The organism is Burkholderia sp. Ac-20365 (assembly GCF_017104715.1).
In the GTDB taxonomy this organism is placed as follows: Bacteria; Pseudomonadota; Gammaproteobacteria; order Burkholderiales; family Burkholderiaceae; genus Paraburkholderia.
Map to the genome: position 1 here is coordinate 83,075 of NZ_JAAGPI010000018.1, position 25,928 is coordinate 109,002.

General features: G+C 60.5%; 26 protein-coding genes. 16 read left to right on the forward strand and 10 right to left on the reverse strand.

Translation table 11 applies throughout. The features are described 5' to 3' along the window. Positions 1-29: 29 nt before the first annotated feature. The gene (locus G3O01_RS26595) at positions 30-284 is read right to left on the reverse strand and encodes a hypothetical protein (RefSeq protein ID WP_205809613.1); all 255 of its coding nucleotides are present in this window, start codon (positions 282-284) and stop codon (positions 30-32) included. 421 nt (positions 285-705) lie between these two features. Next, entirely contained in the window at positions 706-2,268 is a 1,563-nt protein-coding gene (locus G3O01_RS26600) for a methyl-accepting chemotaxis protein (RefSeq protein ID WP_205809614.1), read from the reverse strand. Between G3O01_RS26600 and G3O01_RS26605 the strand changes: the two genes are divergently transcribed. Continuing rightward, entirely contained in the window at positions 2,231-2,527 is a 297-nt protein-coding gene (locus tag G3O01_RS26605; RefSeq protein WP_205809676.1) for a hypothetical protein, read from the forward strand. The two genes, G3O01_RS26600 and G3O01_RS26605, sit on opposite strands and share 38 nt — an antisense overlap. An 88-nt stretch (positions 2,528-2,615) precedes the next feature. Here the strand turns inward: G3O01_RS26605 and G3O01_RS26610 are convergent, their stop codons facing one another. After that, positions 2,616-2,837: a hypothetical protein gene (locus G3O01_RS26610; RefSeq protein ID WP_205809615.1), complete on the reverse strand. Its 222-nt coding sequence runs from the start codon at positions 2,835-2,837 to the stop codon at positions 2,616-2,618. Positions 2,838-3,138: 301 nt separating this feature from the next. On the opposite strand from G3O01_RS26610, the gene G3O01_RS26615 reads away from it, so the two are divergent. The 3 genes from G3O01_RS26615 (at position 3,139) to G3O01_RS26625 (ending at position 6,009) form a co-directional block, all read left to right on the forward strand. After that, positions 3,139-3,609, forward strand: coding sequence for a response regulator (locus G3O01_RS26615; RefSeq protein ID WP_205809616.1), 471 nt, complete (start codon positions 3,139-3,141; stop codon positions 3,607-3,609). 93 nt (positions 3,610-3,702) lie between these two features. Beyond that, entirely contained in the window at positions 3,703-5,268 is a 1,566-nt protein-coding gene (locus G3O01_RS26620; protein ID WP_205809617.1) for a phospholipase D family protein, read from the forward strand. A gap of 117 nt (positions 5,269-5,385) precedes the next feature. Beyond that, positions 5,386-6,009 (forward strand): lytic transglycosylase domain-containing protein, encoded by a 624-nt coding sequence (locus G3O01_RS26625; RefSeq protein ID WP_241024282.1) that lies wholly within the window; start codon positions 5,386-5,388, stop codon positions 6,007-6,009. Here G3O01_RS26625 and G3O01_RS26630 read toward each other — a convergent pair. Then, on the reverse strand, positions 6,006-6,908 hold the full coding sequence (locus tag G3O01_RS26630; RefSeq protein ID WP_205809618.1) for a LysR family transcriptional regulator: 903 nt from the start codon (positions 6,906-6,908) through the stop codon (positions 6,006-6,008). The genes G3O01_RS26625 and G3O01_RS26630 overlap by 4 nt on opposite strands. A gap of 75 nt (positions 6,909-6,983) precedes the next feature. Between G3O01_RS26630 and G3O01_RS26635 the strand changes: the two genes are divergently transcribed. Further along, complete coding sequence (locus G3O01_RS26635; RefSeq protein ID WP_205809619.1) at positions 6,984-7,736, forward strand: sulfite exporter TauE/SafE family protein; 753 nt, start codon at positions 6,984-6,986, stop codon at positions 7,734-7,736. A gap of 839 nt (positions 7,737-8,575) precedes the next feature. Here the strand turns inward: G3O01_RS26635 and G3O01_RS26640 are convergent. Continuing rightward, a complete protein-coding gene (locus tag G3O01_RS26640) occupies positions 8,576-9,208 on the reverse strand; it encodes a hypothetical protein (RefSeq protein WP_241024291.1) in 633 nt (210 codons plus the stop codon). Positions 9,209-9,369: 161 nt separating this feature from the next. On the opposite strand from G3O01_RS26640, the gene G3O01_RS26645 reads away from it, so the two are divergent. Further along, a complete protein-coding gene (locus G3O01_RS26645) occupies positions 9,370-10,041 on the forward strand; it encodes a nitroreductase (RefSeq protein WP_205809621.1) in 672 nt (223 codons plus the stop codon). A gap of 17 nt (positions 10,042-10,058) precedes the next feature. Here the strand turns inward: G3O01_RS26645 and G3O01_RS26650 are convergent, their stop codons facing one another. Continuing rightward, complete coding sequence (locus G3O01_RS26650) at positions 10,059-11,150, reverse strand: linear amide C-N hydrolase (RefSeq protein WP_205809622.1); 1,092 nt, start codon at positions 11,148-11,150, stop codon at positions 10,059-10,061. Positions 11,151-11,337: 187 nt separating this feature from the next. Between G3O01_RS26650 and G3O01_RS26655 the strand changes: the two genes are divergently transcribed. The 3 genes from G3O01_RS26655 (at position 11,338) to G3O01_RS26665 (ending at position 13,043) form a co-directional block, all read left to right on the forward strand. Continuing rightward, entirely contained in the window at positions 11,338-11,826 is a 489-nt protein-coding gene (locus tag G3O01_RS26655; protein ID WP_205809623.1) for a GAF domain-containing protein, read from the forward strand. A gap of 94 nt (positions 11,827-11,920) precedes the next feature. After that, complete coding sequence (locus G3O01_RS26660; protein ID WP_205809624.1) at positions 11,921-12,847, forward strand: LysR family transcriptional regulator; 927 nt, start codon at positions 11,921-11,923, stop codon at positions 12,845-12,847. After that, on the forward strand, positions 12,792-13,043 hold the full coding sequence (locus tag G3O01_RS26665) for a hypothetical protein (protein WP_205809625.1): 252 nt from the start codon (positions 12,792-12,794) through the stop codon (positions 13,041-13,043). The genes G3O01_RS26660 and G3O01_RS26665 overlap by 56 nt, the downstream gene beginning before the upstream one ends. 694 nt (positions 13,044-13,737) lie before the next feature. Here the strand turns inward: G3O01_RS26665 and G3O01_RS26670 are convergent. Next, positions 13,738-15,171 (reverse strand): catalase, encoded by a 1,434-nt coding sequence (locus tag G3O01_RS26670; RefSeq protein ID WP_205809626.1) that lies wholly within the window; start codon positions 15,169-15,171, stop codon positions 13,738-13,740. A 373-nt stretch (positions 15,172-15,544) separates the two neighbouring features. On the opposite strand from G3O01_RS26670, the gene G3O01_RS26675 reads away from it, so the two are divergent. Genes G3O01_RS26675 through G3O01_RS26705 form a run of 7 tightly spaced genes read left to right on the forward strand, consistent with a single transcriptional unit; the run spans position 15,545 to position 22,358 of the window. Next, positions 15,545-16,423 (forward strand): MurR/RpiR family transcriptional regulator, encoded by an 879-nt coding sequence (locus tag G3O01_RS26675; RefSeq protein WP_205809627.1) that lies wholly within the window; start codon positions 15,545-15,547, stop codon positions 16,421-16,423. Positions 16,424-16,428: 5 nt separating this feature from the next. Further along, positions 16,429-16,995: a D-alanyl-D-alanine dipeptidase gene (ddpX, locus tag G3O01_RS26680; RefSeq protein ID WP_205809628.1), complete on the forward strand. Its 567-nt coding sequence runs from the start codon at positions 16,429-16,431 to the stop codon at positions 16,993-16,995. Between the two features lie 56 nt (positions 16,996-17,051). Beyond that, complete coding sequence (locus tag G3O01_RS26685; RefSeq protein ID WP_205809629.1) at positions 17,052-18,659, forward strand: ABC transporter substrate-binding protein; 1,608 nt, start codon at positions 17,052-17,054, stop codon at positions 18,657-18,659. A gap of 8 nt (positions 18,660-18,667) precedes the next feature. Further along, positions 18,668-19,738, forward strand: coding sequence for an ABC transporter permease (locus G3O01_RS26690; protein ID WP_205809630.1), 1,071 nt, complete (start codon positions 18,668-18,670; stop codon positions 19,736-19,738). Between the two features lie 58 nt (positions 19,739-19,796). Further along, positions 19,797-20,711 carry a nickel transporter permease gene (gene nikC, locus G3O01_RS26695; protein WP_205809631.1) on the forward strand — a complete coding sequence of 305 codons (915 nt, stop codon included), beginning with the start codon at positions 19,797-19,799 and terminating at the stop codon, positions 20,709-20,711. A gap of 1 nt (position 20,712) precedes the next feature. Beyond that, positions 20,713-21,594, forward strand: coding sequence for an ABC transporter ATP-binding protein (locus G3O01_RS26700; RefSeq protein WP_205809632.1), 882 nt, complete (start codon positions 20,713-20,715; stop codon positions 21,592-21,594). Further along, a complete protein-coding gene (locus G3O01_RS26705; protein ID WP_205809633.1) occupies positions 21,591-22,358 on the forward strand; it encodes an ABC transporter ATP-binding protein in 768 nt (255 codons plus the stop codon). Before G3O01_RS26700 ends, G3O01_RS26705 begins: the two co-directional genes overlap by 4 nt. Before the next feature lie 10 nt (positions 22,359-22,368). On the opposite strand, the gene G3O01_RS26710 is transcribed toward G3O01_RS26705, so the two are convergent. The 3 genes from G3O01_RS26710 to G3O01_RS26720 all read right to left on the reverse strand — a co-directional run bounded on the left by G3O01_RS26710 (position 22,369) and on the right by G3O01_RS26720 (position 25,899). Next, a complete protein-coding gene (locus G3O01_RS26710; protein WP_205809634.1) occupies positions 22,369-23,733 on the reverse strand; it encodes an aromatic acid/H+ symport family MFS transporter in 1,365 nt (454 codons plus the stop codon). Between the two features lie 67 nt (positions 23,734-23,800). Then, the gene (locus G3O01_RS26715; RefSeq protein WP_205809635.1) at positions 23,801-24,139 is read right to left on the reverse strand and encodes an NIPSNAP family protein; all 339 of its coding nucleotides are present in this window, start codon (positions 24,137-24,139) and stop codon (positions 23,801-23,803) included. 11 nt (positions 24,140-24,150) lie between these two features. Next, positions 24,151-25,899, reverse strand: a complete 1,749-nt coding sequence (locus G3O01_RS26720) for an FAD-dependent oxidoreductase (RefSeq protein WP_205809636.1) — start codon at positions 25,897-25,899, stop codon at positions 24,151-24,153. Between the last annotated feature and the right edge of the window lie 29 nt (positions 25,900-25,928).

The window sequence follows — 25,928 nt, forward strand, 5'->3', positions numbered from 1 at the left end:
TTCTCTTTACCAGAAGTACTGCGCGACGTTTAGCGGTCGATCGCCGCCATATCCTGAATGCGCAGAAAGTCTTCCCGCTCGTCGTAAAGCGCAGCGAGTATCGTGCGTGCGTCGATGGGATCGAGATTGGGATCGGTGACCATCATCATGATGTCATACATGGCCACCGCGCCTGAATAAAACGCCGCTTCCGAATCGTCGAGCTGTCCTGGCGACATGCCTCGCGATATCTGACGCGCGCAAAATGCCTTCCAGAACGATGCAATGGTCAAAGCCGCGTTCATCGTGCCCTCTCCGCTTCGAGCGCGCGCGACCCGACTATGCCGCTGCGACGTTCGCTCTCTCAGGTTCCGCGTGCAACTGGATTGCACCTCAATTGCAATTCAGGCAGGTGCATCCACGCACATCTATTCAGCGCAATTGCATTGAGTTCATCAATTCATCACGCGTTCTCAAATTACTTGTTGTTCCTATCATAGTAGGTTTATGCGGCACTGCAACCTGTTTGGAACCCGTTTGGAACCCGTTTACCGCGGGCGTTTCGCCTTGATATCAAACTCAAGCGCAGTGCATAGATGAATTGATGAATTACCGGTTTATCGCATTGACACGCATTCGATCCGGCAAAACGTGCGTTGCCTGGCGATGCTGAAAAACACATGCGAGCGGCGTAGAGTCGAACACGCCGCTCGCAATGCTCCCGGTTCAGGCCGCGGCGAGTTTGAATGCGGAAACCGTATCGTCGAGTTCGACGCCCTGATGCCGCAGCGATTGCGATGCCGCCGCAGCCTGTTCGACCAGAGCCGCGTTCTGCTGCGTCACGGTGTCCATCTGCGTGATCGCCACGTTGATCTGTTCGATGCCTCGGCCCTGTTCTTCGGAAGCCGCTGCGATCTCATCGACGATCTCTGCCACGCGTGCGACCGCCTGCTTCATGTCCGTCATCGTGCGGCCCGCATCGTCGGCGAGTGAAGCGCCGCTCTGGATCTCCTGCACCGAGCGGGCAATCAGTTCCTTGATCTCCTTCGCCGCCTGCGCCGAGCGTTGCGCGAGACTGCGCACTTCGCCCGCAACCACCGCAAAGCCGCGGCCTTCTTCGCCCGCACGCGCCGCCTCGACTGCGGCATTCAACGCGAGAATGTTCGTTTGAAACGAGATGCCTTCGATGATCCCGGTGATCTCGGCGATCTTCCCCGAACTCGCGCTGATCGCTTCCATCGTCGTCACCACGCGTTCGACGGTATGACTGCCGCGCTGCGAAATGTCCGAAGCATTCGATGCCAGCGTTTTTGCATGCTGCGCGCTATCGGCATTCTGCTTCACGGTCGACGTCAGTTGCTCCATGCTCGCAGCCGTTTCCTGCAATGACGCAGCCTGCGCTTCCGTGCGGCGGCTCAGATCGCTATTGCCCGTGGCGATTTCATTCGTCGCAGTCGACACGTTCGCGCTGCTCGAGCGCACGCGGCCAACCGTTTCCGTGAGGCGGTCGTTCATGTCGCGCAAAGCCTTGAGCAACTCACCCGCTTCGTCGTCCCGATCGACGACGATATGGCTCGTCAGATCGCCGTTCGCGACGGTGCGCGCGACTTCGACCGCGCGTGTGATCGGTCGCGTGATCGAGCGCACCATGCGCACGGCCAGCACGAGCGATGCAAGTATCGCCAGTGCGCTCACGCCGATAATCGCGTTGCGCAGCATCTCGTAGCGCGCCTCGAAGTTCTGCACGATCTCGCCCTGACGCGTCCTTGTGAATTTTGCGTAGTCGTCCGTTGCCTTCACGAGCGCGGCCAGCAGCGGGCGACATTTGTCGTCCATCTCCCGGATCGCTTCGTCATGGTGATTGTTGAGCGCCAAGCCGACGATGTTCAGCGCAACGGGACCATATAACGCTTCGACACGATTCATCTCCGCGACCAGCGAGCGAGCGGTTTCACTCGTATCGCTTGCGTTGTTGATCATGTCGTTGAGCTGTTTGAGCTTGACGCCGACGTCCTCGTGCGCCTGTTTGACGGCAGCCGTCTCGAGATCGAGGTCTGCCTGAGTCGTGACGAGCACGAGATTGCGCGCGGCGATCGCGCGCCGATCCACGGCTGCGCGCACTTCGGCCGCCACTTGAGCCCGCGCATCGATGCCGTGCACATACTGGCTGAACGCGTGTGTCGTACTGGCGAGGCTGAATAGCGCAACCCCCGAAATCACGACTGCGATCACCGCCATCGATATGAAACCGATGAACAGCCTCGTTCTGATGGTCAAGGTCTTCTTCATTGCTGGCCCCCGGGTTTGCCCCAAGAAATCTGCTTCGGATATGAATGTTTTTATGCGGAATGACGCCTGCTCTCAGGTCTTTCTTCAGGCGCTGTTTGAAAGCTCCGCACTGTCTTCAGCTCTGCGCACGGATTTCCTTCAACTCACTGGATATCGGCTGTTCCATCCCAGATATTTAACATTTGCGGGTTTTCACGAGGTATTCGCTGAGAGAACGCTCACAATCCCGGAGATTTCCGGGCCAATGTTTTCAGTTTGAAAAGAATGACGGCCGCGCGCGCCAACGCGATTGGCCGCGCGATATCAAGGTAAAGAGCCGCCGCATGGCGTTAAGTGAAAGGGTTCGATCAGTCCCAGTTCTCGTCGATCCATTCGATTGCCCACGTGCGGGCGCACGACATGGCATCGGATTCGTCGACGAATGAATCGATGTCGCCTGATTGATGGACTTCTGCTGGCGAACTCGCCGTTGCCGCACGCGTGAGCTTGGCCTGGGCGACGTAGTGACCGTCTTCGTCGTGCCTGGCGCGGCAGTCGATGTGAAATCCCTTGTAGTCGAAATGCTGCATGGCATGCCTCCACTAGCGAACAAAGTGCGATGCAATGCGGGCTTGGGTTTCTCCCGGCGGATGAATCAATCGTAGCATGGCAAATCGTTGCGCCGGGCGTTCCTTTTGCGCTGCATCGCACATCTGTGCGCGCCGTTTCAGGTGCAGAAATAGTCGCAGTGTCATGAAAAAGCTGCATGGTGCATGAAAGGCTTGCCGCTGACTGGCGTACCTCGCTTTCGATCGCCGCCCTGGAATACCCGTTGCTGCATTCGCTTATAAGTCAGCGAAAACCAGCGCCAGAAAGCTCAGGGGGCAAACCATGCATAACAGAATCTTCACTCCACCACGAAGTCGGGTATGGACGGCCGCGCGCTTCATCGCGCATGCATTGCCGCCGCGCGTGCTCGTCGTAGATGACTTCATCGATTCAGCCGACGCGCTCGCCGCGTTTCTCGCCAACACCGGCTTCGACACGCGCGTCGCCTATAACGGCTGCGACGCACTGAAGATCGCCAACGAATGGCCGCCCGATAGCATCGTGCTCGACATTGCCATGCCGGGCGTGTCGGGTCTTGCGGTTGCCCGCACGCTGCGCGAGTCGCCCGCGACGGCTAACGTCCCGCTACTCGCCTACACAGCTTGTGAAACCAGCGACGACTACGCCGAGTTGCGCGAAAGCGGCTTCAATGGCGTATGCGAGAAGCCGATCGACCCGCTTCTGGTAGTCGAGATTCTCACTACGTTGCTGGGCACTGCCGTCCGGAATCGGGCGAAGTACTACGGGTCGTGATCGAGGCGGCGAATGCGGCTGGAATGCGGCTGTACTTGTAACGAACGTTCCGCCCCGTTAATCTGACGCGCATCGCCGTTGCGGAGCGCGCCCATGACCAGCCTACGAAGTCTTCTTGCGGCCTTCACCGTCGCCTTGCTGACTTCGTGCGCGAGCCTGCCGCCGCAGACGGATCGCGTCGCCACGCACGCGGTCACAGGCACGCAGGACACGCGGCTCGCCATTGCGTTCACGCCGCAGGAACAGCGCCATCCCGACGAAACCGCGTTCCATCTGTTGCCCGATGCCGTCGATGCGCTCGTTGCGCGCCTCGTGCTCGCGGAAGCCGCGGACCGCACGCTCGACCTGCAGTACTACATCTGGCACGACGACCTGACGGGCCGCGGCCTCGCGTCGGCCGTGCTGCGCGCGGCTGATCGCGGCGTGCGCGTGCGCATCCTGCTCGACGATCTGGGCACCAATGCCGACGACAATCTGCTGCTCGCGCTTAACTCGCATCCGAATGTACAGATCCGCCTGTTCAATCCTGTTGCGAATCGAACCTTCAAGAAGCTCGGCATGGCCGCGGAATTCTTTCGCGTGAACCGTCGCATGCACAACAAGGCAATGATCGCGGACAACCAGGGCGCGATACTCGGCGGACGCAATATCGGCGACGAGTACTTCGGCGCTTCGAGCGACGTCGCGTTCGGCGATCTCGATGTGCTCGTGCATGGGCCCGTCGTGCATGAAGTGTCAACGGCATTCGATCTTTTCTGGAACTCGCAGGCGGCGTATCCGATCGACAGTCTGATGGGCCGCAAGGCCGATCCCGCAGCGCTGACCGAAGTCCGCAAGCAGCTCGATGCGTATATCGCATCCGAGGAAAACAACCCGTACGTCGTGAATGCGCGTGCAAGGCTCACACAGGTCGTCCACTCTCAGGACGCCGTGTTTTCATGGGGCAAAGCCACGTTGCTCTATGACGATCCCGCGAAAATCACGCGCGCACCGGGCGATTCGCAAGGCCATCTGATGACGCAGTTCAAGGCGCTCGAACTGCAGCCCACACAACAGATGCTCGTGGTCTCGCCGTACTTCGTGCCTGGAAAAGAAGGCGTCGCGTGGTTATCGGATCTGACGCAAAAGCACGTGCGCGTCACCGTGCTGACCAACTCGCTTGCCGCCACCGACGTCGCCGCCGTGCATGCGGGCTATGAACGTTATCGCAAGGCGCTGCTCGAAGCGGGCGTGCGTCTTTATGAACTGAAGCCCGCCACCGACGACAAGACGGGGGACAAGACAGAGGACAAGAAGCATCTGTTTGGTTCGTCGAAGGCGTCGCTGCATGCGAAGACTTATGTGTTCGATCGCAGCAGTATCTTTATCGGCTCGATGAATCTCGATCCGCGTTCCGTCGAACTCAATACGGAAATTGGCGTGTATTGCGAGAGCGCGGCCGCTGCCGCGCAGGTCGTCGATACGCTGGAGCCGAATCTCGATCGCATCGCATGGCGGCTCGAATTGCGCCCGAATCCGAACGGCACGAGCAGTATCGTGTGGGTCGATACCGCGCCGGACGGCACGGTCAAGGTACTCACCAGCGAGCCCGATGTGTCGGGGTTACGCAAGGCTGGCATCTGGTTTCTCGGTATTCTGCCGATCGAATCACAGCTTTAGCGCGGGCTTTGAACGCACGCCTTTTTTACGCGGTCTTTACGCGCGACGTGCAATTCTTTTGAAAATCTCGACGGCGACGTCCGTAGAGTGCTTGCATCCGGGCTCGTACCAGACGATATGCAAGAACTCCACGGCTTGGCCAAAGTAAAGCGCACCTACTCTGTTATTCGACTCGTGTTGATGGCTGCGAGTCTCGCGCTATGCAGCGCGTTGCCCTTCTCTCATGCACAGGCGCAGACTGCGCCTCAGGCATCGCCCGTCAACGACGCATCCATACTTCCCTCTCCCGCCGATATCGTCGCCACGCTGCGTACGCAGTTCCGCGTTTCCGCCACCGATGCGCTGACGATCGCGCAAGCCGTTCTCACCGAAGCCAACCGCTATTCGATGTCGCCCGTATTGCTGTTATCGGTGATGGCGGTCGAATCGGGCTTCGATCCGCGCGCAGTGAGCACGCTCGGCGCGCGCGGGCTGATGCAGGTGCTGCCCGCCGCGCATCCGCGCGCGTTCTCGAACGTGAAAGAACTCGACGATCCCGCAATCAACGTGCGCATCGGTTCATCGATTCTGCGCGGTTACCTCGATGCGGAAGGCGGTGATGTCGATGCCGCGTTGTGGCGGTATAGCGGTGGCGGTAAGGGCTATGCACGCCGCGTTGCGGTGCATATGCGAAGGTTTAGCGAGGTGTTGGGTGGCAACCGCGAGACCGTCGTGCGGATATCGTCGGGTACGCTTCCCTAACCTTCGCCCTTCAACATCATCAACTGCTGCGCAAGCGCGTGTGCATGCGGCGTCAGCGCGGAAAAATCCCGTGCGCACAGATGCAGATGGCGCGTCGTCCACGCCTCCGACAACGGCAGCACGACGACATCCGCATCGCGCAGTGGCTGCGTGCAGGCCGCCGGCAGAATGGCGACGCCCACGCCTGCTTCGATCAGCCGGCCCAGATCCCCTACATTGCGCAAGCGCACGCGATACTGCATCTGACGTCCCAACCGTGACGCGTGATCCGTCAGGTGACGCTCCAGCGCCGCATCCGACAAGCCCACGAACGCCTCGTCGACGATATCGGCGAATGCGACGCGCGCCTCTTTCGCCACGCGATGCATGCGGTTCGTCACGACCACCAGTTGGTCGTCGGCGATCATGTGCGTTTGCAGCGCGGCGAGATCGGCTGTATCGGCGACGATGCCGAGATCCGCGCGTCCTTCCGCAACGGCGCGCACGATGTCCGCGCTTGGACGCTCGTCGATATCGACGGAAAGATCGGGATGCGCAATGAGAAAACGGCAAATCTGTTCAGGCAGAAACGATGCAAGCGCAGCCGTATTCGACATCAGATGCACGCGGCCTTTGAGACCTTTCGCGTAGCTGCGCAATTCGCCGCGCATCTGTTCGATCTGCCCGACGATCAGCCGTGCGTGACGCACCAGCGCTTCGCCCGCAGGCGTCGCGCGCACGCCGCGCCGCATGCGTTCGAGCAGCGGGGTGCCGAGCGCGGCTTCCATGCCGGAGATACGCTCGCTCGCGGACGCAAGCGCGAGATGCATCGCCTGCGCGCCACGCGTGAGGCTGCCATGCTCGACGACCATCAGGAATAGCCGCAGGTCAGTAAGGTCGAAACGCGACGTCGTGGTCATCTTCGGTTGGGGCGAACGCTGGCATCGGAGAATCCCGATTGTATCCGCGAAGTCTGCACCGCTATGATGCGTCGGATGAACCCTCTATTCCTCGTGGCAGGCGCCGGGCTGGTCGCAGGCGGGATGAACGCGCTGGCGGGCGGCGGCTCGTTCGTCACGCTGCCCGCGCTGATCGCGGCCGGTGTGCCTTCGGTGCAGGCGAACGCGTCGAGCACGGTCGCGCTGTATCCGGGCGGGCTGGCGAGCGCGTGGGCGTACCGCGACGGGCTCGGGCCGATCGGTGCGGTGTCGTTGCGCGCGCTGCTGGTTACGACGCTCATTGGCGGCGTATGCGGCGCGTTTTTGTTGTTGCTCACGCCGTCGAAGACCTTCGATATCGTGGTGCCCTGGCTGCTGCTGATCGCCACGCTCGCGCTTGCGTTTGGCCGCCGCTTTGGCGAATGGATGCGCCAGCGCTGGCATATTGGGCAGGCGGCTGTGCTTATCGTGCAGTTCGGACTCGGCGTGTATGGCGGTTATTTCGGCGGCGCGGTCGGCATCATGATGATGGCGGTGTGGGGATTGCTCGACAGCCGCGAGCTGAAACTGCTCAATGCGCCGCGCACGCTGCTGGTGAGTGCGGCTAATACGATGGCCGTTGTGACTTTTGTGGTTGCACATGCGGTGCATTGGCCTGAGACGGTTGTGATGCTGGTCGGTGCGACGCTTGGTGGGTATGGTGGTGCGGTGTTGGGGCGGCGGATGCCTGCGCCTGTGATTCGTTACGGCACGTTGTTTGTGACCGCCTGTATCACGGTTGCGTTTTTTTGGCGGGCGTATATGCGGTAGGGATGTGTTTTTGTGGCGCTTTCTTTGGTTTTGGTTTTGGTTTTGGTTTTGTCTTGCGACGCTTGGTTTGGATTGCTTGTGTTGTCGCTGGCATCCGCGTGATGTTTTCGTTGTTCAAGCGTCGCCCCTGTGCGGGGCGGCACTTACTTTCTTTGCCGCCGCAAAGAAAGTAAGCAAAGAAAGCGGGCTAGCACCGCCCGCTCTCGACCACCGCCTGAGGGCCCCCAACAGTTCCTCTCCTTCACATGGCAACCGCTCCGTTTGATGCCCGTTGCCAACGCGTTGAACCGGTGCCTCACCCACTTCAATCATCCGTAGCGCAGCTAGCGGCAGCGAATGGTTTATGCCGCCCAGGTGGCAAACTGTGTGTAGGTCGTAGTGCTCCACACCTCAGCGTTCCTACGACACCGATCGTGCTTTTCAGTCCGGAGTGAAGTGCATACGCCGCGACAGGCTACACACAGTTTGCCGCTATAGAACGTGGGAGATTTGATCGCGCACGTGGCGACGCGCGTGTGTGGAGCGGGTGAGGCGCTCAATAAGAGCGTTGGCAACGGGCAGGGAAAGGCAGGTTGCCGTGTGAAGTGGAGGAACCGTTGGGGGCCCTCAGGCGGTGGTCAAGAACTGGCGGTGTTCAGCGGCTTTCTTTTGCCTACTTTTCTTTGCCGCGGCAAAGAAAAGTAGGTGCCGCCCCGCACAGGGGCGACGCTTGAATCACGAAAGCAAAGCGCGGATGCCTGCGAAAACACTAGCAAACCAAACCAGCGTCGCAAGACAAACCAAAACCAAAACCAAAACCCAAAACCCAAAACCCAAAACCAAAAACCAAAAACCAAACCTCACGCGCCAGCGTGCCCCCCCTGCGGCTGCTGCGCCTCATTAACCCGCGGCGGATGCCGCTGATCGTGCGGCGCTGACATATGCCCACGCTGTTCGGCAACGCGCGCCGGCCGTTCCGCGTGCCGCGCAGGCGGCCCATCATGATGCTCCGGCCGATGCACATCACGCGCGTACGCAGGACGCCCGCCATGCGGTGGCGGCCGATGCTCATCGCGCCGCGGCGGCACCATCGCATGAACGGGCGGATGCCCCCCACGATGCGCCATCTCGGCGCGCAAATGCTCGCGTCGGCGGAACACTTCGGCGCGGCGGTCGCCACGCGCGTAAAAGTGACGATGACGCTTCCCGTCCGGGCCAACCACCCAGAGATACGTGCTGCCGCCAACGAACACCACGTCGCGATCCACCACGCCCGCGATGTAGACATCGCTCGGTGCAGACACATAGACAGGTGGTGCGGGCGGCGGCGCAGGCGTGCGCACGACCACGGCAGGCGGCGGCGGTTGCACCGCGACCACGGCGGGCTGCGGCCTCGGCCTCGTAGGCGCAGCGGAAATCTGCTGCTCGCTGGTAACGCAGCCGGATAGCGCTGCAAACGCGGCAAACGCCGCGAGAGATGTGGCCAGCTTCATCGTATTCAAATGCGGCTCCCCGTTTTATGTGGTCGTTCTGATTTCGCCCGCATTAACGGCAAGTCTTACAGAAGCTTTAGCGCGCCGACTGTATCATCGGCTTTTGCCGATATACGCACGACTCTGCGCACACACAGCGCAACGCCTTCGAGGAGCACCGCGTGAACGTCAGTGAAGCCGTCTCGAGCCGCAAATCCGTCCGTCAGTTTCTGCCCACGCCCGTCCCGCCCGACGCGATCCGCCGTGTGCTCGCCACAGCCGCGCGCTCGCCCTCGGGCGGCAATCTGCAACCGTGGCATATCCACGTTGTGGGCGGCGACGCGCTCGCGCGTCTCAAGCACCTGATGAGCGAACGCATCGAGGCCGCTCCGGACGGCGAAGAGATGGAGTACAACGTCTATCCGCCCAGCCTGCATTCGCCATATCGCGAGCGGCGCTTTCAGGTCGGCGAGGATCTCTACCGCAGCATCGGCATTGCGCGTGAGAACCGGCCCGCACGCCTCGCGCAGTTCGCGCGCAACTTCACGTTCTTCGACGCGCCGCTCGCGCTCTTTTGCACTGTCGACCGGCGCATGGGCCCGCCGCAATGGGCCGATCTCGGCATGTTCATGCAGACGGTCATGCTGCTGTTGCGCGAAGAAGGCCTGCATAGCTGCGCGCAGGAATGCTGGGCGCAATATCCGCAAACCGTCAGCACGTTTCTCGATCTGCCCGACGAACGCATGCTGTTCAGCGGCATGGCGATCGGCTACGAAGACAGGAATGCCGCGATCAACCAGTGGCGCGCGCAGCGCACGCCACTGGACGACTTCGCGGAGTTCATCGGCATCTAGGCGCCAGCGCAACGCGCTCACGGCGCCATTGCCGGCATGAATTTGAACGACGGCGTCGGCACGAACTGGCCCGACACTTCGCCGGAATAGACCTGGCCTTTGTCGATGGTGAGCTTGAGCACGGGCGCCCCCGGTTTCAGATTCAGCTTGTGCAGGTCGATCCAGAACGTGTCGGGACGCGTCGACGAATCGAAGTAGTAGATCAGGTTCTTCTGATCGGAGACCGTGCGCCAGATCGTCGATGAAAGATTCGGCTGGTCGGGCGTGCTGATGCCGAGCGGCACGCTGACGGAGCGCATCACGCTCATCACGCCCGCCACGGCCTGATACGCATACGACCGGTTCGGCACGCCGACAATGTAGTTCGGATCGAGCTGCTTCGGAATCGCGTCGAGCAGGAACGACGCACGCACGAAGCGGTCGGCCGCGCGATTGGTGCCGGGCAAAAAGGTCAGGCCGCCGACGCCGCGCCAGTACGTATCCAGCGCAAGCTGCTCGCTGTAGATGGGCGAGTTGGTCATGATCCTGTACGACTTGCCGTGATGGATCACGAGCTTGCCGTCCAGATACTCGAGAATGGCGGAGTCGCCGGTCGAGTCGGAAAGCGACAGGTGGATGGTCAGCGGCTTGCCGTTCGGCAATGGCGGCGCAATGATCTGGAACGGCTCCTTGCCGAACACGTCGACGGCTTCTGCGACCGTCGCGAAGTTGTCGAGCGCGTATTGCGCCCAGAGGCTGATCGACATCGGCGGCCGGGCGGCGTCGGGCTTGCCGTAATCCGTTTCCGCCAGATACAGCGCGTTCGCCACCAGTCCGCGCTCGTTCATGCCGTCGACGCTGCCAATTTCATAGCCCGACACGATCACGCTGCCGTACTTCGCCTTCCAGCGCGGCGAGCGCGGCCCCGCGCGCCCATCGCGCTCGATGCCTGCGGGAAACACCCACAGGTTCGACATCATGTCTTCGGACCAATCCATCGAACGGCCCGTAATGACCAGATTGCCGTCGCCGACATAGAGCGCGCGCGTGCACGCATCGGCTGTCAGCGCAATGAAAAGCGCGGTAAAAGCGACGAGCGCGATGGAGAACTTCGCAAACGGTGTACGCATCAGCTTTCCTTTTGGCCCGCGCCGGGCCGTTCATGTTGCCAATACGACTGTTACGACGATCGAACATGCAGCCTTCGTATTCTGTACCGCGATGAATGAAAGCGCATGCATAAAAGCAGGCTGCCGCCGCGTTTTGCGCATTGATGCGAAAATCGTGGTTTCCCCGAAGCTCATGTGAGTGCAACCGATGTTCGAAGCCACCATCAATACCGCGCTGCCCAAGGCAGAGTTCTATCAGGAACTGGCGTCGCAGGCGCGCTCGCTTCTCGAAGGCGAATCGAATCAGATCGCCAATGCGGCCAACCTGTCGGCGCTGATCTATCACAGCCTGCCGCAACTGAACTGGGCGGGCTTCTACTTCGCGCTCGACGGCGAACTCGTCGTCGGTCCGTTTCAGGGCAAGCCCGCGTGCGTGCGCATCGCATTGGGCCGCGGCGTGTGCGGACGCGCCGCTGAAACACGCGAAACGCAGGTCGTGCCCGACGTCGACGCATTCCCCGGTCATATCGCATGCGATTCGGCATCGCGCTCGGAGATCGTGATTCCGCTGCAAAAGGCGAATGGCGAACTGGTCGGCGTACTCGATATCGACAGCCCGGTGCTGGCGCGTTTCGACGACGAAGACCGTGTCGGGCTGGAAGAAGTCGCCAGGGTGTTTATCGCGTCGCTGGGCTGAGCGCAGACTGACCCTATCGGGTTCCGCCCGCCTCCACAGTGGCAGGCGTTTGGTCTATGATCGCGATCACATCGTCTTTAGCGGGTGAAACGCGTTGGATCTCAACGATGTCCGCATCTTTGTCAGCGTCGTCCAGACGGGCAGCCTCGTGAATGCGGCGAGCCGGATGGGCGTCCCGCTCGCCACCGTCAGCCGGCGCATTCGCGAGCTGGAAAAGCAGCTCAACGTGCAACTGCTGGAGCGCTCCGCGCGCGGCACGCGTCTCACCGACGCCGGCACGCGGCTTTACGAGCACGCGAGTCTCGGCGTCGAGATACTGGAGAAGGGCGAAGAAGCCGTCGTCAGCGATCAGGCGATGCTCAAAGGCCGGCTACGGCTGTCGCTGCCGCCAGCATTCGAAACCTGGTGGGATCTGCTGCACGATTTCCAGCGTCTCTATCCGGACATCCGCGTGCATGTGTACACGACGGAGCGTCGCGTTGATCTGATCGAAGAAGGTATCGACGTGGCATTGCGTGTGGGCGCGATCGCGCACGAAGCGATGGTTGCACGGCGCATGTTGACGTACCGTCATGTGCTGGTTGCGAGTCCGCAATTGATCAAGCGGTTCGGCGTGCCGCAGGAGCCGGCCGATCTGACGCGCTTTCCGTGTGCGCTCTGGACCCGCGCGCCCAACGACGGTGGCACATGGCAGCTTGGCAAGACTACCGTCGAACCGCCCGTCGTGTTGACGACTAACGACTATACGCAACTGCGTTATCGCGCGCTGAAAGGCGAGTTCGTTACCGAGATTCCGCCTTTTCTTGCGGCGCAGCCGATACGGCAAGGGCGGCTCGTGCCGTTGCTGGCGGCGTATCCGTTGCCGGATCAACAGGTGAATTTGCTGTATCCGTCGCATCGGCATCCTTCCGCGATTGTGAGGGCTTATCTGGATTTTTGTCAGGCACGGATAGCGTGGTTTGTTGATGAATGCGCTATTGATTGGGCGCAGTTTGATTCTTCGCTGGCGCGGTCTGAATAGCCGTTTTGGTTTTGGTTTTGGTTTTGGTTTTGGTTTTGGTTTTGGTTTTGGTTTTGGTTTTGGTTTTGGTTTTGGTTTTGGTTTTGGTTTTGGGTTTTTGGTTTGTGCCGGCATCCGCGTTTTGTTACTGGTGCTTCAGGCGTCGCCCCTGTGCGGGGCGGCACCTACTTTTCTTTGCCGCGGCAAAGAAAAGTAGGCAAAAGAAAGCCGCTGAACACCGCCAGTTCTTGTTTCCGCCTGAGGGCCCCCAACGGGTCCTCCACTTCAAACGGCAACCTGCCCTTTACTGCCCGTTGCCAACGCTCTTATTGAACGCCTCACCCGCGTCGCACGCCCGCGTCGCCACACGCGCGACCAACTCTCCCACGTTCTATAGCGGCAAACTGTGTGTAGCCTGTCGCGGCGTATGCACTTCACTCCGGACTGAAAAGCACGATCGGTGTCGTAAGAGCGCTGAGGTGGGAAGCACTACGACCTACACACAGTTTGCCACCTGGGCGGCCGTAACCAGTCGCTGCCGCTGGCTGCGCTACGGGTGATTGAAGTGGGTGAGGCGCCTATTTAAGGCGTTGGCAACGGGCAGTGAAAAGCAGTGCGCCGTTTGAAGTGGAGGAACCGTTGGGGGCCCTCAGGCGGTGGTCGAGAGCGGGCGGTGTTAGCCCGCTTTCTTTGCTTACTTTCTTTGCGGCGGCAAAGAAAGTAAGTGCCGCCCCGCACAGGGGCGACGCGTGAATCAGGCAAAACATCACGCGGATGCCAGCGAAAGCAAAACCAAAAAAGCAAAAAGCAAAAAGCAAAAAGCAAAAAGCAAAAAGCAAAAAACCCCGAAGACCATAAAAACCCGAGCCCTCGGGGCTCACCCACACCGGCGTCAGCCAATCAAAACACCCTCAGCGGATGGACTCCAGCGCCGCCGCAACACCTTTCCCATATGCAGGATCAGCCTTACCACAATGCTCGATATGCAGCTTGCGAATCGGCTCCGACACCCCCGCCAAAGCACGGGCGGTATTATCGAACAGCGTCTGCTGCTGCGCCGGCGACATCAACCGGAACAACGCCCCAGGCTGCGAAAAGTAATCATCATCGACACGATGATTCCAGTGATCCGCAGCACCTTCAACCGACAGCGGCGGCTCACTGAAATCCGGCTGATCAAGCCATTCGCCCCGCGTATTGGGGTTGTAAGGCGTCGCACCGCCCATATTGCCATCCACACGCATAAAGCCATCGCGATGATAGCTGTGTGTCGGGCACCGCGGTGCATTCACAGGAATCAGGCTGTGATTCACACCCAAACGGTAGCGCTGCGCATCGCCATACGAGAACAGCCGGCCTTGCAGCATCTTGTCCGGCGAAAAGCTGATGCCCGGCACCACATTGGCGGGATTGAACGCAGACTGCTCGACATCGGCAAAATGATTATCCGCGTTGCGGTTCAACTCCATCACACCCACTTCGATAAGCGGATAGTCCTTCTTCGGCCACACCTTGGTCAGATCGAACGGGTTGTACGGCGTCTTCGACGCGTCCGCCTCCGGCATCACCTGCACGAACATCGTCCACTTCGGGAACTCGGTACGCTCGATCGATTCGTACAGGTCGCGGTGCGAACTCTCGCGATCCACACCGACGAGCGCCGTGGCTTCCGCATCGCTCAGGTTCTCGATGCCCTGCTGCGTGTGCAGATGGAACTTCACCCAGAAGCGTTCCTTATCTGCATTGATAAAGCTGAACGTATGGCTGCCGAAACCGTGCATATGACGGAATGACTTCGGAATGCCGCGATCGCTCATCACGATCGTCACCTGATGCAGCGCTTCAGGCAGTTGCGTCCAGAAGTCCCAGTTGCTCTCGGCGCTGCGCAGGCCCGAACGCGGGTCGCGCTTGATCGCGTGGTTCAGGTCCGGGAACTTCAGCGGATCGCGCAGGAAGAACACCGGCGTATTGTTGCCGACGAGATCCCAGTTGCCTTCGTCCGTATAGAACTTGACCGCGAAGCCGCGAATGTCGCGCTCGGCATCGGCTGCACCGCGCTCGCCCGCCACCGTCGAGAACCGCGCGAACAGTTCCGTCTTCTTGCCGATCTGCGAAAAGATCTTCGCGCGCGTGTACTTCGAAATGTCATGCGTGACCGTGAACGTGCCGAAGGCGCCCGAGCCTTTCGCGTGCATGCGGCGCTCGGGAATCACTTCGCGGTCGAAGTGCGCGAGCTTCTCGAGGAACCACACGTCCTGCAACAACGCGGGACCGCGCGGGCCTGCCGTCTGGATGTTCTGATTGTCTACAACGGGTGCGCCAAAAGCAGTCGTCAGTTTGTTCACGTCTAGCCCTCCAACACTTAGGGGAAGCTCCGGGGACGCGCCGCCGGATTCGTACTGTGGGATTTCCAGCGATTGCGGCAGCAACCAATATCGGGTGCCACCGCTATCGCCAGAGGCGAAATCGGGACGGGGATGCCGTCGAAATGAAAGGCCGCGCGGTGACCCACGCGCGCGGTCCGGCTACTGCGCAGGCGATCTTAGCGCCATTCGTAGAAGCGAGCAGACAAGGGGGAGGCGCTTACTTACGCACTATGGATTTGCCAAATCCGATAAAAAAATTAAGTTAGCGCCTGCTTTATTGTCCTTGTCATATACATACCAGATTGCCGGCCAATGACAGATAACTAACGAAGAAGATTCGGAACGACATTCGATGTCCACCGCGTTCGCCCACACAGTCGAAGCAAGCTTTGCGACGCTCACGCCCACGGCGAAGCGCATCGCCAGCTATATGCTGGCGAATCTCGAGCGCCTCGGGCTGGAAACGGCGGACCAGATCGCGCAGCAGACGGGCACGAGCGGCATTTCGGTGGGGCGCTTTCTGCGCAGCGTCGGTTATCGCAATCTCGACGATCTGAAGCGCGAGTTGCGCGGTGCGCAATCGCGTCCGTGGTTTATCACCGACCGGCTCGATGCCTATCGCAGCGAACGCGAAGACGACACAGCCAATGGCGCCGATGCGTGCGAACCGCCCGCTGCCAGTTCGCTCGATCTCGAAGTCGATGCAATCCGTTACGTGTATCAACTGGCGCAAGGCGAGACCTTCGCGCGCATTGCGCAACGCATTGCCGAAGCGGATGCCGTCTTCATTCTCGGCATTCAATCCACGCGCGGCATTTCCAATGCGTTCTATAGCTATCTGGAGTACCTGCGCCCGCGCGTGTTCTACTCTGACGGCATGTCCGGCTCGTATGTCGATTCGCTCAATTCGGAATTCGCGTCGCCGTATCTGATTGTCACCGACACGCGCGCCTATTCGCGCATTGCCCGGCGCTATTGTGAAGCGGCGACGCGGCGCGGCCTGCCTTTTGCACTCGTCACCGATCTCTATTGCCCATGGGCGCGCGAATTCCCGTGCGACCTGATTCAGGTGAAAACGGATGTGGGCCAGTTCTGGGATTCGCTTGCGCCGCTCACGTGCCTGTTCAATCTTTTGCTGACTTCGATTGTCGAAAGGCTGGGTCCGGCCATCGACGAACGCGTTGCGCGCAACCGAGAGTTGCAGCGCGAACTCGATCAATTCGACCTCTGATTCTCATGACCGATACCCCACAACTGATTCATATCACTCCGCAAACGCATGGCGTCGAACTCGATCTCGCCTATGCGACTGCCAATAACTTCACCGGCAAGCCTATCTATAAGGAAGCGCACTGCCTGCTGCTCGCACCCGCCGAAGCAGGCCTGCGCAAGGCTGTCGAACTCGCGGCGAGCATCGGCATGAAGCTGCGCATTTTTGATGCGTATCGCCCGCCGCAAGCGCAAAAGGTACTGTGGGACTTTCTGCCCGATCCGACCTTTATCGCCGAACTCGGGCGCGGCTCGAATCACAGCCGCGGCACGGCGATCGATCTGACCTTGATCGACAGCAACGGTGATGAACTCGACATGGGCACGGGCTTCGACGCAATGGTCAAGGAGTCGGAGCACTTCCATCAAGGGTTGCCGCAGCATGTGCAGCGAAACCGGTTGCTGCTGCTCGGCATCATGCACGCGTCCGGCTTCACGCATATCGCGAGCGAGTGGTGGCATTACGAAATTCCCGGCTCGCGCGCATTGCCTGTCATCGATAACAACGACAGTGGTCCATTGAAGCTGATGTAGTTTCACCCCTTTTTTGCAGCCTTTCCACGCATGTTCCCTCTCGATACGGAGCGAGTATGAATCTGGTTTTGCGCAATGCGCTAGCGGCAGTGGCCGTGGTTTCGGCCCTGACGCTTACGATGACGACAACAAGCACCGCATTGGCGGCCACGCCGAAAGACATGCTGGTGATTGCCACCACGCTCGACGAATTCTCGACGCTCGATCCAGGCGAAGTGTACGAACTGGTGCCCGAAGAATACGTGGCGAACACGTACGACCGTCTCGTGCGCGTCGACCTGAAAGATCCGTCGAAATTCAACGGCGACGTCGCGCAATCGTGGACGGTCAGTCCCGATGGACTCACATTCACGTTCAAGATTCGCCCCGGCCTCAAGTTCCACTCCGGCAATTCGCTGACGGCCGATGATGTCGCGTGGTCCATCCAGCGTTGCGTGCTGCTCGACAAGGGCGCGGCTGCCGTGCTGCAAGGCATCGGCTTGACGAAGGACAACGCGCTGCAGAACGTCAAGAAGATCGACGATTCGACCGTCAGCATCACGACCGACCAGAAGTACGCGCCGACTTTCGTGCTCAACGTGCTGGGTGCGTGGCCCGCTTCCGTGCTCGACAAGACGCTGCTGATGTCGCATCAAAAGGGCAATGACTTCGGCAACGAATGGCTGCGTACGAACGAGGCCGGCTCCGGCGCATACAAGCTCGTCAAATGGACCGCTAACGAAAGCATCATTCTGCAAAAGTACGACGCTTATCGCATGCCGCTCGCGATGAAGCGCATCGTCATGCGCCACGTGCCCGAAGCCGCAAGCCAGCGCCTGCTGCTCGAAAACGGTGACGCGGACGTCGCGCGCAATCTCAGCCCCGACGATCTCACCGCGCTCACGAAGGGCAACAAGGCGAGCGTAACGGCCGTGCCGCAAGCGACGCTGCTCTATCTCGGCCTCAACGTGAAGAACCCGAATCTCGCGAAGCCTGAAGTGCAGGAAGCGATGAAGTGGTTGATCGATTACGACGGCATTCAGAAGAACGTGACGAAGAACACCTTCAAGGTGCATCAGACGTTCCTGCCTGAAGGCTTTCTCGGCGCGCTGAACAGCAATCCGTATCACCAGGATGTCGCTAAGGCCAAAGCACTGCTCGCCAAAGCTGGCTTGCCGAACGGCTTCAACGTGACGATGGATGTGCGCAGCGCGTATCCGTACAACGAAATCGCGCAAGCGGTGCAGGCCAATCTCGCGCAAGGCGGCATCAAGGTCGAGATCATTCCGGGCGACAACAAGCAGACGCTCGCGAAGTACCGCGCGCGCCAGCACGATATCTATATCGGCGAATGGTCGGCGGATTACATCGACCCGCACAGCAATGCGCAAGGTTACGCGTGGAATCCCGACAACTCCGACAAGTCTTCGTACAAGATGCTTGCATGGCGTAATTCGTGGGACATTCCAGAGCTGACGAAAGAGACCAACGCGGCTCTCGCCGAGTCGTCGCCGACCAAACGCGCGCAGCTCTATCAAACCATGCAGAAGGAAATGCTCGCGAAGTCGCCGTTCGTCATCATGTTCCAGCAGGTGTCGCAAGTGGCGATGCGTCCGGGTGTGTCGGGCCTCGAAGTCGGTCCGATCAATGACCTCGTGTCGTATCTGCACGTGAAGAAGCAATAACGGCCGGCATGTCGACACCGCTCACTCCCATCGACCGGGTTCGCGCAGCGTCGGCCCACAGCGCGAGCGTGCTCTGGACGCTGCGCGTGCTGCGCTGGGCGCTCACGCTCGCGATCACGTTCACGGGGCTGCTCGCCGTGACCTTCGTGATCGGCCGCAAGGTGCCCATCGATCCCGTGCTCGCGATACTCGGCGACCGCGCATCGGCAAGTGCATATGCGGCCGCGCGCCTCCAGCTCGGCCTCGACAAGCCGCTCGCCGAGCAGTTCTTCATCTATGTGAGCGCGGTGTTGCATGGCGATCTCGGCGTGTCGCTGCTGACCGCCAACCCGGTGATCGACGACATCAAGCGCGTGTTCCCTGCAACGCTCGAACTCGCCACGCTGTCGACCATCATCGGCATATTGATCGGCGTGCCGCTCGGCGTGGTCGCAGCGGTGAAGCACAACCGCTGGATCGATCACGTCGCGCGCTTTATCGGTTTGATCGGCAGTTCGGTGCCTGTGTTCTGGCTCGGGCTGATGGGCTTGCTGCTGTTCTATGCGAAGCTGCATTGGGTATCGGGACCAGGAAGACTCGACCCCGTATTCGACGGGATGGTCGATACGAAAACAGGCAGCCTGCTGATCGATTCGCTGATTGCGGGTGAATGGGATGTGTTTTTCAACGCGTTCTCGCATATCGCGTTGCCCGCCGCGATACTCGGCTACTACTCGGTTGCGTATCTGAGCCGGATGACGCGCTCGTTCATGCTCGATCAGCTGAATCAGGAGTACATCACCACGGCGCGAGCGAAAGGTTTGTCCGAGCGGCGCGTGATCTGGGTGCATGCATTCGGCAATATCGCGGTGCCGTTGCTTACCGTGATCGCGCTGTCGTACAGCTTTTTGCTCGAAGGCTCGGTGTTGACGGAGATCGTCTTCGCGTGGCCCGGCATCGGCTCGTATCTGACGGGTGCCTTGTTGAACGCCGATATGAACGCCGTGCTCGGCAGCACGCTCGTGATCGGCATCACCTTCATTGCGTTGAATCTGCTGACCGACGCGCTCTATCGCGTGTTCGATCCGCGCGCCCGCTGATGCAACGGAGACTTCCTACGTGCGACACCCTGTTGACCGTTCGACGCAGGACTGGCCGATGAACGCCCCGCGTCCTACCTGGAAGGAATGGCTGCTGACCGACACGCCCGCATCGCGCAAGCAGGCGGCGCTTGGCCTCGCGTATCGGCGCTGGCGGCGCTTCAAGGGCAATCCGCTGTCGGTGTTCGGCTTTCTGATTCTCGTGCTGCTGGTGATCGTCGCGATCATCGGGCCGTGGATTGCGCCACATGATCCGCTGCGGCAGGTTCTGTCGGATCGCCTGCTGCCGCCGGGTTCGGTATCGCATTGGCTCGGCACCGATCAATTGGGCCGCGATATTCTCTCGCGCATCATCTATGGTTCACGACTCACGCTGTCGATTGCGATACTCGTCGTGGTGGTCGTCGTTCCGATCGGGCTGTTGATCGGCACGATGGCGGGCTTTTTCGGCGGCTGGATCGACAATGTGCTGATGCGCATCACCGATATCGCGCTCGCGTTTCCGAAGATCGTGCTTGCGCTCGCCTTTGCCGCTGCGCTCGGCCCGGGTGTATTCAATGCGGTAATCGCCATTTCGATCACCGCATGGCCCGCCTATGCGCGACTCGCGCGCGCAGAAACGCTGCGACTGGTGCAGGCGGACTTCATTCATGTCGCGCGGCTGCAAGGCGCATCGAACGCACGCATTCTGCTGCGCTATATCGTGCCGCTGTGTTCGTCGTCGGTGATCGTGCGCGCGACGCTCGATATGGCGGGCATCATCCTGACCGTCGCGGGCCTGGGTTTTCTCGGCCTCGGCGCACAACCACCTAGTCCCGAATGGGGCTTCATGGTCGCATCGGGCCGCAACGTACTGCTCGACTCGTGGTGGGTCGCCACCATTCCGGGCATCGCGATTCTGCTCGTGAGCCTCGCGTTCAATCTGCTCGGCGACGGCTTGCGCGACGTCTTCGATCCGCGTCATGGAGACTGACATGAGCACGCACGATACGACACCCGCACTGTGCGAGATCGACGATCTGCGTATTGCGTTCCGCACGCACGACGGCACGATGAACGAGGCGGTGCGCGGTCTCTCGCTGACGCTGAACAAGGGCGAGCGGCTTGGCATCGTCGGCGAATCGGGATCGGGCAAATCGCTGACGGGCCGCGCGTTGCTCGGCCTGTTGCCGCCTGCCGCGCATTGCAGCGCGAAGACGATGCGCTTCGACGGCAACGATCTGCTTACCATGCGCGCCGACAGGCGTCGGCGTCTGTGCGGCCAGCAGATGGGCATGATCCTGCAGGACCCGAAATACTCGCTGAACCCGGTGATGACCGTCGCGCAGCAGATGCGCGAAGCGTTTGCGCTGCACGACCCGAAACTGGGCAAGCGTGCGATGCGCGAGAAGATCATCGCCGCGCTCGAAGCCGTCCACATCCGCAATCCCGAACGCGTCGCCGATTCCTATCCGCATGAGCTTTCCGGCGGCATGGGCCAACGCGTGATGATCGCGATGATGGTATCGACGGGGCCGCGTCTCCTGATCGCCGACGAACCGACCAGCGCGCTCGACGTACTGGTGTCGATGCAGGTGCTCGCCGTGCTCGATGAGATGATCGCGAAACATGATACTGGCCTCATCTTTATCAGCCACGATCTGCCGCTCGTGATGTCGTTCTGCGACCGCGTCGTGGTGATGTATGCGGGGCGCGTGGTCGAAACCTGTGCGGCGCGCGATCTGGTTCATGCGCAGCATCCGTACACGCGCGGGTTGCTCGCTGCGAATCCGCCGCTCGTCAATCCGCCGGCTGAATTGCCTGTGCTATCGCGAGATCCCGCGTGGCTCAACGAGGTGCAAGGAGCGTCCGCATGATCGATGTCGATGCAGTTACCGTGCGCTTCAAGACGGCAGCAGGCGCCGTCGACGCGGTGCGCAACGCAAGTTTTCATGTCGCGCAGGGCGAGGTATTCGGACTCGTCGGCGAATCGGGTTCCGGCAAGTCGACCATCTTGCGTGCGTTGAGTGGTCTCACGCCGATTGCGCAAGGTTCGATGCGTATCGCGCAGCAAGCTGAATCGACGCGACGACGCGATGTGCAAATGGTGTTTCAGGATCCGTATGGCTCGCTGCATCCGCGCTTCACCGTCGATCAAACCTTGCGCGAGCCTTTGCGCATCAACGGTATCGACGAACACGAAGAGCGCATCGTCAATGCGTTGCGCGAAGTCGGACTGAATGCATCGTTTCGCTTTCGTTATCCGCACCAGCTATCGGGCGGGCAGCGGCAACGTGTGGCGATTGCGCGCGCGTTGATCGTCGAACCGCTGGTACTGCTGCTCGATGAGCCAACCTCTGCACTCGACGTCTCGGTACAGGCCGAAATACTGAATCTGTTGAAGCGCCTGCATCAGGAGCGCAATCTGACGATGATTCTCGTCAGCCACAATCTCGCCGTGGTCGGATTTTTGTGCTCGCGCGTGGCGATCATGCGCAATGGCGAGATTGTCGAAGAACTCGATGTCGAGCGTATTCGCGCGCAGCAGGTGGAGAATGAGTATTCGCGCAGCCTGCTGCTCGCGACGAGTGGATATCGACGCAAAGCGGTTGATGCGATGGGCGTCGATATCGCTCAGTGAGTATGGCGCTTCACTCCACTGCAGGCGACCATTCAGCGCCTTCAATGACTGAAGCTTGAGGACGTCTCGCCGTTGCAAAGACACCGACCGCTGCGATCACCGCAGGCACGGCGAGCAGGCTGAACACGGATCCAAACTGCCAGCCCAAGCCCATCAACGCAGCGCCGACCAGCGCGCCCGCCACGCCGCCGATACGCCCAATGCCAAGCATCCATGCGACGCCCGTTGCGCGTCCTTGTGTCGGATAGAAGCTTGCTGCCAGCGCGGACATCGACGTGACAGCCGACGTAACAACTGTGCCCGTCAGAAAGATCAGCGTGCCGAGCCACACCTGATGACCAAGCCCACGACCCACGAGCATCACCAGCGCAGCCGCGACGACATACGTGCACGCAATCACGCGATTCGCCTTGAAGCGGTCCATCAGCCAGCCGACGCTCAGATTGCCGAGCACGCCGCCAAGCGGAAACAGTGACGTCATCAACGCGGCGTTCTGCCCTGAAAAACCCGTGTCCTTGAAAAGCGTAGGCAGCCAGTTGGTCAGCAGATAGTAGATCAACAGCCCCATGAAATACGCGAGCCACAACATCAACGTGCCGAATCGATACCGCGCTGACAGCACCACACGAAGCGCCGACCCGCGATGTTCGACCGATTGCCCGGCCGTCACGAACCTGCACGCATCGAGGCTCTTGTCTTTTTCAATGCGAGAAAGAACTCGTGCGACACGCGCATCGCCACGCTTTCGCGTCACCATGAATTGCGCCGACTCGGGCAAGAGAAGAATAAGCACCGCCGTCAGCACAATCGGCCCGACGCCACCCGCAACGAGCACGCTTTGCCAGCCGAGGTGCGGAATCAGCCACGCCGACGCAAAGCCACCAATCGCAAGTCCGCATGAAAAGCCGCAGAACATCGCATTAACCGCTACAGCGCGAATGCGAGCCGGCGCATATTCCGACACCAACGTCACGGCATTCGGCATTGCGGCGCCGAGTCCAAGTCCCGTCATGAAGCGCAACGCTGTCAGCGATTCAATCGACGTCGCGCGTGCGGCAGCCAGACTCCACAGCCCGAAGAAAAACACCGACAGCACCAGCACCGCTTTGCGCCCGACGCGGTCGGCAAGCGGCCCCGCACCCAACGCACCGATGCCGAGCCCGACGAGTGCCGCACTCATCACCGGCCCGAGCGCCGCGCGCGCCACGCCCCAATCCTGCACGAGCGAAGGCGCGATGAAACCGACTGCGGCCGTGTCGAAGCCATCGGCCGCGACGACCAGAAAACAGAGGACGAGGATCGTCCATTGAAAAGGCGAAAAACGTTGACTGTCGATGAACGCCTGCACATCGACTGTCGATTCTGGCTGGTGCATTGCATGTCTCCTTGAGCGCGCCTGCTGCCTCTCGCGCACGTTTGTGATGTCGCCGCGTGTTGTTTTGTTATCGCAGCGCCGTGAGGCTCCTGAATTCGACGCGCCGGATGATCCTGCTTTCCTGCGCAACAATCAGATGCGCCGACGCCTGCAGATACGCGGGCCATTCGGGGTCCGCATCGCGTGCGGTGCGGCGCTGGTCGTAATCGCCAATGCTCTCGTAGCCCCACAGATGCACGACCTGATTCAACGCGCCGATATCGCTCATATAGAAGCCGACAGGCGCACCGAGGTACTTCAATTGAATTGGCATCGCGAGTCGATCGAATACTTCGATGAACTCGGTCATACCGCGCGGCCGGATCGTATAGATACGATGATCGACAAAAAGCTTGCTGCTGCTCATGGTGCTTTCCTTTAAACCGTTTCCGATTGACGCCTGTTATTCACGCTTGCCGCATTACCATCGATGCCCGCAAGCCGCTGGCCGGTGATGTAGCCGAAGGTCATGATTGGGCCGAGCGTAATGCCCGCGCCCGGGTAGTTCCCGCCCATCACACTCGCGCGGTCGTTGCCGACTGCGTACAGTCCGTCGATAAAGCCACCGTTCGAATCCAGCACTTCCCCCGTGACAGCCGTCGTGATGCCGTCGAAGGTGCCCAGATCGCCCATTACGACTTTGAGCGCGTAGTAAGGGCCGTCGCCGACAGGCGCGACGCACGGATTGGGTTTGCGTTCGGGATCGGCGAGATAGCGATTGAACGATGTCGAACCGCGTCCGAACTCGCGATCTTCACCACGTACCGCACCTTCGTTGTAGTTGCGCACGGTGGCTTCGAGCGCATTCGCGTCGATGCCCGCGCGCTGCGCGAGTTCGGCAAGCGTGCGCCCTTTGACGAGATAGCCGTTACGCAGCAAAGGCCCTAAGGGCACGGGCGCCGGCTTCGCGTACCCCAGCCCATATTTGCGGATGGTCGCGTGATCGCAGATCAGCCACATCGCCGTTTCTTTTTCATCGCGGCATGCTTCGATCATGGCCGCGCCGACGTCGTGATATGAATTCGCTTCATTCGTAAAGCGCTTGCCCTTGCGCGTCACGCCGATAATGCCTGGCTTGTAGCGATCCAGCAGATGCGGAAACACGCCAGTCGTACCGTCGCGCATCGGCACGCGCGAGACGGGCATCCATGCGGCAGGCTGCGGATAACGGATCGGCACCTGAGCGCCGACGCTTTCGGCCATGCGCGCGCCGTCGCCCGTATTGCCCTTCGGCACCGGTGAGCAATGCTCGCCGCCGCGCTTCACATGGGGATACGCTTTGGCGATGCGAGCGACATCATGCGAGAAGCCGCCGCATGCAAGCACCACACCTCGTCGCGCGGTAATGCGCGTCTCGCCTTGCGGGCCATTAACGATTGCGCCTGTCACGCGCTTTTCGGACATAGTGAGTTCTCGCGCCGCCGTACTCGTGTGAATCGGAATACCCAGCGAGAGCGCTGATTTCGCGAGCCGCGCGGCGAGCGCGTTGCCGCTCGTGATCTGCACGCCGCGTCTATACAGCGCAAGATCCTTCAGATGGCTCGCGAGACGCTTCGCCACATAAACAGCGGACGTTACCGAGCGCGTCGCGTTGAAGAAATGCTTGAGGTCGGCATTCGACGAATTGAACATCATGCCGATGAACGTGATCGTCTTCAGCGGCGGACGCAAACGCGTTATGTCGTCACCAAGCGCGCGAGCGTCAAAAGGCGCAGCGACGACAGAGCGGCCAATATCGACACCGCCTGGCGCGTCAGGGTGATAGTCGGGATACAGCGTCGGCACGAATTTCACTTCCGTTTCGCGCTCGAAGAAGTCGAGCATATGCGGGCCGGTTTCGAGAAATGCATCGACCGCTGCTTCGTCGAAGCACGCGCCGGTTTCGTTGCGCATATAGGTCTTCGCCGCTTCGCGCGTATCGGTTACACCGTTCGCGCGCGCATGCCGGTTGCCGGGAATCCACAGCACGCCGCCCGAATAGGCCGTCGTGCCGCCGAAATACGCTTCCTTTTCGATCACGACGACATCGAGACCGTGCTTGCGCGCAGTGATGGCCGTCGATAATCCGCCTGCCCCTGAGCCTATGACAAGCACATCGCATGTGAGGGAATGCGTTCTGGAATCCATGATCTTTGTCTCCTGCCAGATGTCGTTTT

Bases quoted from the DNA above. Each gene is read 5' to 3' on its own strand.
- G3O01_RS26595 (WP_205809613.1), bottom strand. From the start codon at position 284: ATGAACGCGGCTTTGACCATTGCATCGTTCTGGAAGGCATTTTGCGCG.
- G3O01_RS26605 (WP_205809676.1), top strand. From the start codon at position 2,231: ATGAACAGCCTCGTTCTGATGGTCAAGGTCTTCTTCATTGCTGGCCCC.
- G3O01_RS26600 (WP_205809614.1), bottom strand. From the start codon at position 2,268: ATGAAGAAGACCTTGACCATCAGAACGAGGCTGTTCATCGGTTTCATA.
- G3O01_RS26610 (WP_205809615.1), bottom strand. From the start codon at position 2,837: ATGCAGCATTTCGACTACAAGGGATTTCACATCGACTGCCGCGCCAGG.
- G3O01_RS26615 (WP_205809616.1), top strand. From the start codon at position 3,139: ATGCATAACAGAATCTTCACTCCACCACGAAGTCGGGTATGGACGGCC.
- G3O01_RS26620 (WP_205809617.1), top strand. From the start codon at position 3,703: ATGACCAGCCTACGAAGTCTTCTTGCGGCCTTCACCGTCGCCTTGCTG.
- G3O01_RS26625 (WP_241024282.1), top strand. From the start codon at position 5,386: ATGCAAGAACTCCACGGCTTGGCCAAAGTAAAGCGCACCTACTCTGTT.
- G3O01_RS26630 (WP_205809618.1), bottom strand. From the start codon at position 6,908: ATGACCACGACGTCGCGTTTCGACCTTACTGACCTGCGGCTATTCCTG.
- G3O01_RS26635 (WP_205809619.1), top strand. From the start codon at position 6,984: ATGAACCCTCTATTCCTCGTGGCAGGCGCCGGGCTGGTCGCAGGCGGG.
- G3O01_RS26640 (WP_241024291.1), bottom strand. From the start codon at position 9,208: ATGAAGCTGGCCACATCTCTCGCGGCGTTTGCCGCGTTTGCAGCGCTA.
- G3O01_RS26650 (WP_205809622.1), bottom strand. From the start codon at position 11,150: ATGCGTACACCGTTTGCGAAGTTCTCCATCGCGCTCGTCGCTTTTACC.
- G3O01_RS26655 (WP_205809623.1), top strand. From the start codon at position 11,338: ATGTTCGAAGCCACCATCAATACCGCGCTGCCCAAGGCAGAGTTCTAT.
- G3O01_RS26665 (WP_205809625.1), top strand. From the start codon at position 12,792: ATGAATGCGCTATTGATTGGGCGCAGTTTGATTCTTCGCTGGCGCGGT.
- G3O01_RS26675 (WP_205809627.1), top strand. From the start codon at position 15,545: ATGTCCACCGCGTTCGCCCACACAGTCGAAGCAAGCTTTGCGACGCTC.
- ddpX (WP_205809628.1), top strand. From the start codon at position 16,429: ATGACCGATACCCCACAACTGATTCATATCACTCCGCAAACGCATGGC.
- G3O01_RS26685 (WP_205809629.1), top strand. From the start codon at position 17,052: ATGAATCTGGTTTTGCGCAATGCGCTAGCGGCAGTGGCCGTGGTTTCG.
- G3O01_RS26690 (WP_205809630.1), top strand. From the start codon at position 18,668: ATGTCGACACCGCTCACTCCCATCGACCGGGTTCGCGCAGCGTCGGCC.
- nikC (WP_205809631.1), top strand. From the start codon at position 19,797: ATGAACGCCCCGCGTCCTACCTGGAAGGAATGGCTGCTGACCGACACG.
- G3O01_RS26700 (WP_205809632.1), top strand. From the start codon at position 20,713: ATGAGCACGCACGATACGACACCCGCACTGTGCGAGATCGACGATCTG.
- G3O01_RS26705 (WP_205809633.1), top strand. From the start codon at position 21,591: ATGATCGATGTCGATGCAGTTACCGTGCGCTTCAAGACGGCAGCAGGC.
- G3O01_RS26710 (WP_205809634.1), bottom strand. From the start codon at position 23,733: ATGCACCAGCCAGAATCGACAGTCGATGTGCAGGCGTTCATCGACAGT.
- G3O01_RS26715 (WP_205809635.1), bottom strand. From the start codon at position 24,139: ATGAGCAGCAGCAAGCTTTTTGTCGATCATCGTATCTATACGATCCGG.
- G3O01_RS26720 (WP_205809636.1), bottom strand. From the start codon at position 25,899: ATGGATTCCAGAACGCATTCCCTCACATGCGATGTGCTTGTCATAGGC.